The organism is Halobacillus sp. A1-3, from assembly GCF_050971765.1.
In the GTDB taxonomy this organism is placed as follows: domain Bacteria; phylum Bacillota; class Bacilli; order Bacillales; family Halobacillaceae; genus Halobacillus; species Halobacillus mangrovi_B.
Genome location: NZ_JBPCEO010000012.1, coordinates 117,150 through 125,000, shown reverse-complemented (window position 1 = coordinate 125,000; position 7,851 = coordinate 117,150). Strand labels below are relative to the sequence as shown.

General features: G+C 37.9%; 7 protein-coding genes and 5 tRNA genes (1 of these 12 cut by a window edge). 10 read left to right on the top strand and 2 right to left on the bottom strand.

From position 1 onward, the window contains the following. The 7 genes from ACRYKC_RS18865 to ACRYKC_RS18835 form a co-directional block, all read left to right on the top strand. Positions 1-33 (top strand) — tRNA-His (locus tag ACRYKC_RS18865); it begins 43 nt to the left of the window's first position. 24 nt (positions 34-57) lie between these two features. Then, positions 58-132: transfer RNA gene (locus tag ACRYKC_RS18860), tRNA-Gln, on the top strand. A gap of 6 nt (positions 133-138) precedes the next feature. Then, a tRNA-Gly gene (locus ACRYKC_RS18855) sits at positions 139-213 on the top strand. Positions 214-283: 70 nt separating this feature from the next. Beyond that, positions 284-357, top strand: a tRNA-Cys gene (locus ACRYKC_RS18850). 10 nt (positions 358-367) lie between these two features. After that, positions 368-449, top strand: a tRNA-Leu gene (locus tag ACRYKC_RS18845). 523 nt (positions 450-972) lie between these two features. Continuing rightward, entirely contained in the window at positions 973-1,515 is a 543-nt protein-coding gene (locus ACRYKC_RS18840) for an Ltp family lipoprotein (protein WP_433809192.1), read from the top strand. A 63-nt stretch (positions 1,516-1,578) separates the two neighbouring features. Then, positions 1,579-1,926, top strand: coding sequence for a hypothetical protein (locus tag ACRYKC_RS18835; protein ID WP_433809190.1), 348 nt, complete (start codon positions 1,579-1,581; stop codon positions 1,924-1,926). A gap of 644 nt (positions 1,927-2,570) precedes the next feature. Here the strand turns inward: ACRYKC_RS18835 and ACRYKC_RS18830 are convergent. Beyond that, entirely contained in the window at positions 2,571-2,924 is a 354-nt protein-coding gene (locus ACRYKC_RS18830) for a hypothetical protein (RefSeq protein WP_433809188.1), read from the bottom strand. Between the two features lie 367 nt (positions 2,925-3,291). Here ACRYKC_RS18830 and ACRYKC_RS18825 point away from each other — a divergent pair, with 367 nt between their 5' ends. The 3 genes from ACRYKC_RS18825 to ACRYKC_RS18815 all read left to right on the top strand — a co-directional run bounded on the left by ACRYKC_RS18825 (position 3,292) and on the right by ACRYKC_RS18815 (position 5,921). After that, entirely contained in the window at positions 3,292-3,858 is a 567-nt protein-coding gene (locus ACRYKC_RS18825) for a hypothetical protein (protein WP_433809186.1), read from the top strand. Between the two features lie 483 nt (positions 3,859-4,341). Continuing rightward, entirely contained in the window at positions 4,342-4,950 is a 609-nt protein-coding gene (locus ACRYKC_RS18820) for a hypothetical protein (protein ID WP_433809184.1), read from the top strand. A gap of 236 nt (positions 4,951-5,186) precedes the next feature. Continuing rightward, on the top strand, positions 5,187-5,921 hold the full coding sequence (locus tag ACRYKC_RS18815) for a poly-gamma-glutamate hydrolase family protein (protein WP_433809182.1): 735 nt from the start codon (positions 5,187-5,189) through the stop codon (positions 5,919-5,921). A 57-nt stretch (positions 5,922-5,978) separates the two neighbouring features. On the opposite strand, the gene ade is transcribed toward ACRYKC_RS18815, so the two are convergent. After that, entirely contained in the window at positions 5,979-7,718 is a 1,740-nt protein-coding gene (ade, locus tag ACRYKC_RS18810) for an adenine deaminase (RefSeq protein ID WP_433809180.1), read from the bottom strand. Between the last annotated feature and the right edge of the window lie 133 nt (positions 7,719-7,851).

The window sequence follows — 7,851 nt, the reverse complement described above, 5'->3', positions numbered from 1 at the left end:
CATTCGTGGGTTCGATTCCCATCAGCCGCCCCATTTTTATCTGAATAAATCCTTAATTGGGCCATAGCCAAGCGGTAAGGCAACGGTTTTTGGTACCGTCATGCGCTGGTTCGAATCCAGCTGGCCCAGCCATCTGATGCGGGAGTAGTTCAGTGGTAGAACACCACCTTGCCAAGGTGGGGGTCGCGGGTTCGAATCCCGTCTCCCGCTCCATTAGATACATGAGACACATATTCAAGATGAGTTGAATATGATACAATCGTAATCGAAAGTGGTCTTATATGGCGGCATAGCCAAGCGGTAAGGCAGAGGACTGCAACTCCTTTATCACCGGTTCGATTCCGGTTGCCGCCTCCAATAAGATTATGCCGGTGTGGCGGAATTGGCAGACGCGCACGACTCAAAATCGTGTTCCTCACGGAGTGCCGGTTCGACCCCGGCCACCGGTACTAACTTTATAAAACGTCAATTACAGAAGAATTAAGCAATATCAACGTTTTTAACGTCTTTCTACAGTAATGTAGGAAGGCGTTTTTTCTTGTTTTAATGGCTCTTATTCACATGACAATATAACTTCAAATCGTGTGCACTAATCGTGTTCACAGAGAAAGGGGAATTGTCATAATGGCTAGATGTAAAAACACCTTAATGAATTAACAATAGAAAGAAAGTAAACATAGTGAGAAAAATAGAAGAATCTAAAAGGCAAGTATCCCCTTTAATCTTAGCAATGTACTGAGATCATCTTTAATCTGATAACTAAGATATAGGGGTATAGGGGGATGGGGATGTCTATATACGGTGTTCTAGTGTCTTGAAAATATCTGTACTCTTTTCGAAACTTTTTACCCATATTCACATAATATTTTTAACAAATAATTCATATTTTATAAGAAAATATATACCTTTTATCACCCTTTTTATGGTAAAATTATTCCTGAAATAATAAATAAATTAATTTGGAGGAGAAAAATGAAAAAAGAAAAGATTAAGAAACCTTTCTATAAGAAATGGTGGGTATGGTTAATCGCTGTTATCGTGGTGTTCGCTATCGTTGGTGGTGGAGAGGACGACACAGCTACTACAGATACATTAGATAATGTCACTGAGGAACAGCCTGCCGAAGCTAAGGCAAGTGAAGCACCTGAGGACACTGATGCTACTGAAACTGTGTCTGAGGAAGAATCTAAAGAGGAAAAGAAAGAAGAACCTGCTGAACCTGATATGACTTTGGGACAGAAAAACGCTATCGGTTCTGCTGAAATGTACATTAACACTATGGCATTTTCTAAAAGTGGGCTTGTAGAACAATTAGAATTTGACGGTTACTCAAAAGATGAAGCTACCTTTGCTGTTGATAACATTGAAGTTGATTGGAAGGAACAAGCTGTAAAGTCGGCTGAAACTTACATTGATACTATGTCCTTTTCAAGAAGTGGACTTATTGATCAACTTAAATTTGACGGATTCACCACTGATCAAGCTAATTACGGTGCTGATCAAGTCGGCTACTAATATATGACTACTACGACTGGCTGAAATGGTCAGTCTTTTTTATATCATAAGGGGGCTAATAATGTGTTAAAAATGATGAGTGCTGTTCTTATCGTAATTTTAATGGCTGCTTGTTCTGACGGTGAAGCTACTGAATCAAAGAGTGCTGCAAAGGAAACTGAAACCCCTAAGGCTACTGAAACTGATACTAACACTGAAAGTGAAACTAGTGAGGAAATAGAAGAAGAACCTGAGGAAGTTGTAGAGGAAGAAGTAGAAGAAGTGGAAGAAGAACTGACAGCACAGGAAATATTGAATTTAACTGCTGACGAATGGTTAGCCTACTCCGAGGATGAAAGACAGGTGCTTAGGTCTAAATTGATCTTTGAACTGAAACAAGAAAAGGGCTGGTCATTCAATTATAGATCGTGAGTATTTGGGTATCGTTAGTAGCCTGTTAGGTGAGGAAGAAGAAGGTTCAGACAAAACGGTGTCTGAGACTATGGGATTGCTGATGTTAATGGAGGGTAACAAGTAACGTCCTTAGGGGCGTTATTTTTTGTTTAACCGAGACCTACAGCTAATTGAGAGTTAATCATCTTTGAGTATCTAGAGACTATTCACTAACCATTTCTATTTAAGTGAACTTTAATCGTGCAGTCCTTAGTGCTTATATGAACCAGTGATGTTGGATAAGGGATATTTAATAAGTTAAGAGAAGGGGTTTATTAAAAAAGTCACTTAAATGACCAAAATAAAAGCTGGAATAATTGCATCCAGCTTAGCTTAATATTCAAATGTACAGTATTTTAAGGCTTTTGAACACTTAATCCAGGTAGGTTCTAAGATCTTATCATTATTTTTGTTTCTCCATAAAAGTCTAAATTCTTTTTGGTAACTATACCTCAATTCTTTTATTAAGAAAGGTGTGTCCAGTACGAAATCTCTATCGAATTCAGTAAATACGTTCTCTCTTTTACTAACATATTTACATTTTCCAAAAGAGAAAGGTTGTATTCCCTGACTAAGCATTTCGTTATTGATCTCATACAAAAATTTAGGGAAGTCCTCTATTACTAAGTTGCCCCTCCAAATTCTCTCTTCACTTTTTCGTCATATTCCAAACAAGTACAAAGTACGAAATAATTTCTATCAACTATGGATTGTTCAATTGCTACATTTTGTAGTGTAACTTTAGATGTATTATCTATACTTATACCACTTTGCATATTATGAAAAGCAGTCTCAAAGTTATTATTTACTCTATTGCCATTATTGAAAGTGTAATCACCAATTTCGAACCTTAAATTAGAGGTTCCTTCAGCATTGTCGCCAATTTCTTGTCCTAATTTTTCTTCTTGGTAGTTATTTAGATGGTTAATCCGAAAATTCTTTTCTCTTTCTAATGGTGCTAAGTGTTCAGGTTTCATAAACTTGTAAACTCTCTTAGGTAAAGGGAGGTTGAGTAACAGTTTGCCCGCCATCCTTTCATGTATAACTATTTATATTACAATATTATCCAATAAAGGGGATTAAAGCAATGTTTTTATCCTCATAAATCAGGATCTCAAAATTAGTTTATTTGTCAACTTAATCCTAAAAGCTACATAGCCTAGTAAAATACTATCAATATCCCACTCTAAAGAAAAACCTTGATATCTAATAATGGGAAGTAGTCAGGGGCAGGCTAATATAGTGGATCAACTATATGCTGTGTACACATAATAAATACAAAACTATAATGGGATATTATGGTAAAGTTAATATAAAGAATTATAAGAGGGAGGGAACTTAATGATGGAAGAATATGAAGAGGATAGAGAATTAGAAGAAATGAAAAACAGAAGGAAAAAACTAGAAAATGAACTTAAGGAACAACATCATAAGGAACGTATGGATAGTATTATCGGTGTTCTTGGTAAAAGAATTAAGTTAACAAAGGAACAAAGAAAAGAACTAGAAGAAAGCATTAGAAAAGATTTTTTAGAATCACCTCAATTAGGGAAGGACTTACTGGTTTTTATGCAAAGTTTATCTTTAGATAACCGTAAAGTTCATGAAAAAGTTATTGATACTCATAAAGATACTATTGATAAACTTTTTGTTAGGCTAGATAAAGAGAATTTATCAGAAAAAGAGATTGAGTTAATATATGGAGAGATACGAGAATTAAGCGAAAAAATTGAGAAGGCGAGGAAAAGCTGGAAAGATTGGGTGGATAAAGCGGGAGTAGGATTATTGGCAATTATTGCAACTTTAATAGGTGGATATGCAAAATCAAGATTGGATAGTAAGTATTCAGCCGGTGATGACCCTGACATCATAGAAGGTGAGTATTCTGAAACTGATGACGAACGAACTTAATATCATTTATTGATTAACAGTAATGTTACGGCTATAATGAATAGTGTTATATAAATCGTGTGAATCATTAAAAAGAACAATAGACCAATTAACTGTAGAATTCCTTAATATCACTGAAATTAACGATAATTAAATTTAGTACAGAGGAAACTTTTCCGACTCAAAATCGTGTTCCTCACGGAGTGCCGGTTCGACCCCGGCCACCGGTACTAATAATAAAAAAAGTAAAAAGCTCTCAACACTATTGTTGTGAGCTTTTTTATGATTAAGCTAAGAACTCAAATATACAATTACCCTGAACGAAGGTCGCATAGTTTATTTTCTTTATATAGTATTTTAGAACCTGCGTGTCTAGTTTGAAATGTTCATTTTGCTATTAAATTGAGTTATTCAGTTTTACATATGTTATCCCGGGAAAACAATTAAAGGCTGGCAATAATTTCTAATGACAACGCTTACAAAAACAAACATGGAGGTTTTTTAGTGAAATTAAGATCTATTGCTGTCGCTCTCACAATCGCTTTGGTTAGTACTTTGTTTCTGACTCCTTTTAGTGCATTGGCTGCTTCTTCGACTACAGGTTCTAAAATACTTAAAAATTTAAATGTGACGGGTACATTAGAAGATGGCGGAACATTTGATGGTAAGGTAACGATTGATAACCTTTCCTATGATGAGGAAGAAGGATTGCTCATGAGCGGTGTTGTAAAGGGTGAGGCAGTTTCTGCAGATGGAACGACTACTGATGTAAAAGAAACGTTTGAAGACGTTCCAGCTACCTTGAATGAAGGGGCAGAGGGAAGCGCTTCACAGGCGGCTTCTTTAAATCAAGTTTCCCAGGCTCAATCTGAGTGTGATCTTCTCAATTTAGATCTTGGACCTATCTTCCTTGATTTACTTGGGTTGCAGCTTGATCTTTCAGAAATTAATCTTGACCTTACCGCTGTCCCAGGACCGGGAAATCTTCTTGGGAATCTATTGTGCCAGGTAGCTGGTCTACTTGATTCAAATGGTTTGCTTAGTGGAGTGCTTGATGGAGTAACGGGTCTATTAGATTCATTACTTGGCCAAATTAATTCTTTATTAGGTTAATTATTCTCTGAGTATCGAGGTGCCAGCCACGGTTCTCAATTGGTGTAGGAATGTAATCGGCTAGGTAACGATTGGAATAGGAAAAAAGCGATTTTCTCATTAGAGAGTCGCTTTTTTTATGTGCAAATTAGATCTTTTAAACAAGCGTTGGTTAGTTCTTCTTCGACCACTTTTTATACCCGAATTCTTATTAGAGTGTTAAAATGAGAGACTAAGAAATTGAGAGGTGAATTTCAATGGGAAAAGTCTTAGTAGTATCTGGAGTTGCAGCAGCCTCTATTTTAACAACAATTATATTAATGATAGATCTAAAAGTGTTCCAGAATGAAAAAGCCTCTTGTCATGACCGGTTCTGCAGCTTTAAAGATTTAAAGCAGGTGTATCAAGAAGGCGAAGATTGGGAGATTCAAACGCGCGATGATTCAAGCAGTAAGCTGCTAGTCAGCGCCATTCATGGAGGAGGCATTGAGCAAGTCACTTCGCAGGTGGCTGACGCCGTTGCTGGTGATCGTTATAATTTTTACACCTTTAAAGGCAAACTAAGTTCGGGTAACTTTGATAATCTACATATAACTTCCACACACTTCGATGAGCCGGCAGCTTTAAGAATGGTGAGTGCTGTGGATCATCATATTTCTATACATGGTACTAAGGGTGAAGTGCCAAAAACTCTTCTAGGGGGCTTAAATAAGGATTTAAAAGAGTTGATAGCCAGCAGCTTAGAACAAAACGGGTTCACGGTTGAAGATGCTCCTGAAGACTTGGACGGTGATCACCCTAAAAATATCGTGAATCAATCCAAAACTGGACAAGGTGTACAATTGGAATTGACGACAGCACAAAGGAAGGCCTTCTTTAAAGATGGAGAGATCGATTATAGTTCGAGAAACGATCCATTTAATCAGACAGCTGCCTTCGATCGTTACGTACAAGCGATTCAGTCAGCTATAGAGGAATATGGAGAGATTTAAAAAAGCTATTGGAGTGAGCATCCTCTTCCAATAGCTTTTTTTACTTTGCGGAGTTAATTAGAGTGAAACATGAATGTGCTTGAATGTTTCAACATCAAACAACCCTGTATCCGTAAGCTTTAAGGATGGGATGACAGGCAAGGTCAGAAAGGATAATGTCAAAAATGGATTATATGCACTTTTGAATCCTAACGAAGACAGAGCTTTTTTGATGGTCTTTAGTCCTTTATTGACTGTTGTAAAATCCTGATCTGACATAAGGCCAGCAATCGGTAGTGGAAGAGAAGCTATTACTTGCTCATTTTTAACAACAACCAATCCCCCTTGAAATTTCTTTAGTGATTGAATGGCTGTTATTAGATCTTGATCATTTGTGCCTGCTGCGACGATGTTATGTGAATCATGGGCAATGGTTGTAGCAATCGCTCCTTCTTTTAATCCGAAGCCTTTGACGATCCCGATCCCTACATGGCCTGTCAGTGAATGTCTTTCTACCACAATCATTTTTAATTGATCATTTTTTATTGATGGAGCAAACATACCATCTTTCACTTGAACCTCTTCGACAACTTTATTCGTCTTCAACTGATTTGGGTTGATTTTAATTATATTTGCTTTCTTTCCATCACCAATGGGGATAGAAATGTTTTCCTCACTTAGATCCTTAAATTGTACAGTGGATGTAATGGATGGGGACGGTGCTTTTTTTGAATCATTATCACCAACGTACGTTCCATTTTGAGCAATCAGCTTGCCTCTTTTATACACTTCAGATATTTTTACGGTTTCAAGGTCGTCTACCATTAAAAAATCTGCATCATATCCGGGAGCTAGAGCACCTTTATGTTTTAAACCATAACACTCTGCGGCATTCAAGGAGGCCATTTGGTACGCCTGAGGAGGGGATACTCCTGCTTGAATCGCTAAACGAATATGATGATCAATACTTCCTTCGTCAGTGAGTTCATCAAGGTGCTTATCATCCGTGCAGAAAAGACATCTTCTAGCATTCGCTGGAGTAACGACACTGATCAAGTTAGAGAGATCCTTGGCTACAGAGCCTTCCCGGATAAGAAGGTACATGCCGCGTCTTAAACGGTCTTTTGCATCCTCTAAGGTGTTGCATTCGTGGTCCGTGCTGACGCTAGCTGCACGGTAGACGTTAATGGCGTTCGTTTCAAGACCGGCTAAATGCCCATCAATTTTGCCGCTTTCTCTTTGAGCCATCATAATCTTATCTACCATTGAATCTTCTCCAGCGGCTAAGGAGGGGTAATCCATTACTTCTGCAAGGCCGAGTACTCTTTCGTTCGTAAGAAAAGGTTCCAAATCCTCTGCTTTCAGGACTGCTCCGGCATTTTCAAAAGGTGTAGAGGGTACGCAAGAGGGAAGCATAAAATAGACGTCCAGGGGCAGCTGGTCGGAATTATCAATCATGAATTCGATACCTGTTTGACCGAGCACATTAGCGATTTCATGAGGGTCGGTAATTACTGATGTTACACCGTGCGGGAGGACAACCTTGGCGTATTCAGAAGGAGGGACCATAGAAGATTCAATATGGACGTGGCCATCGATGAAGGAAGGACAAACATAGCGACCTTTTGCATCGATGATTTCTTTACCTTCATATTGACCCAGGCCTACGATTTTTCCATTGGAGAGAGCTATGTCCATATCAAGCCATTCTAAATTGAAAACGTCTAATATACGGCCGTTTTTAATGACGACGTCAGCGGGTGAATTTTTACTGGCGATTTCAATATCTTTTTTTAACTCGTCTTTATTAGGACTCATATGATCTCTCCTTTTAGAGTAGCGGCAAATGTTTATAATAGTAGAAATGATTAATAGTGATTCTATACGTCTGTGTGTACTCTTGTCAATTCAGTGGAGGATGAGGAAATGTACGAATTTCATTCTCATTTGT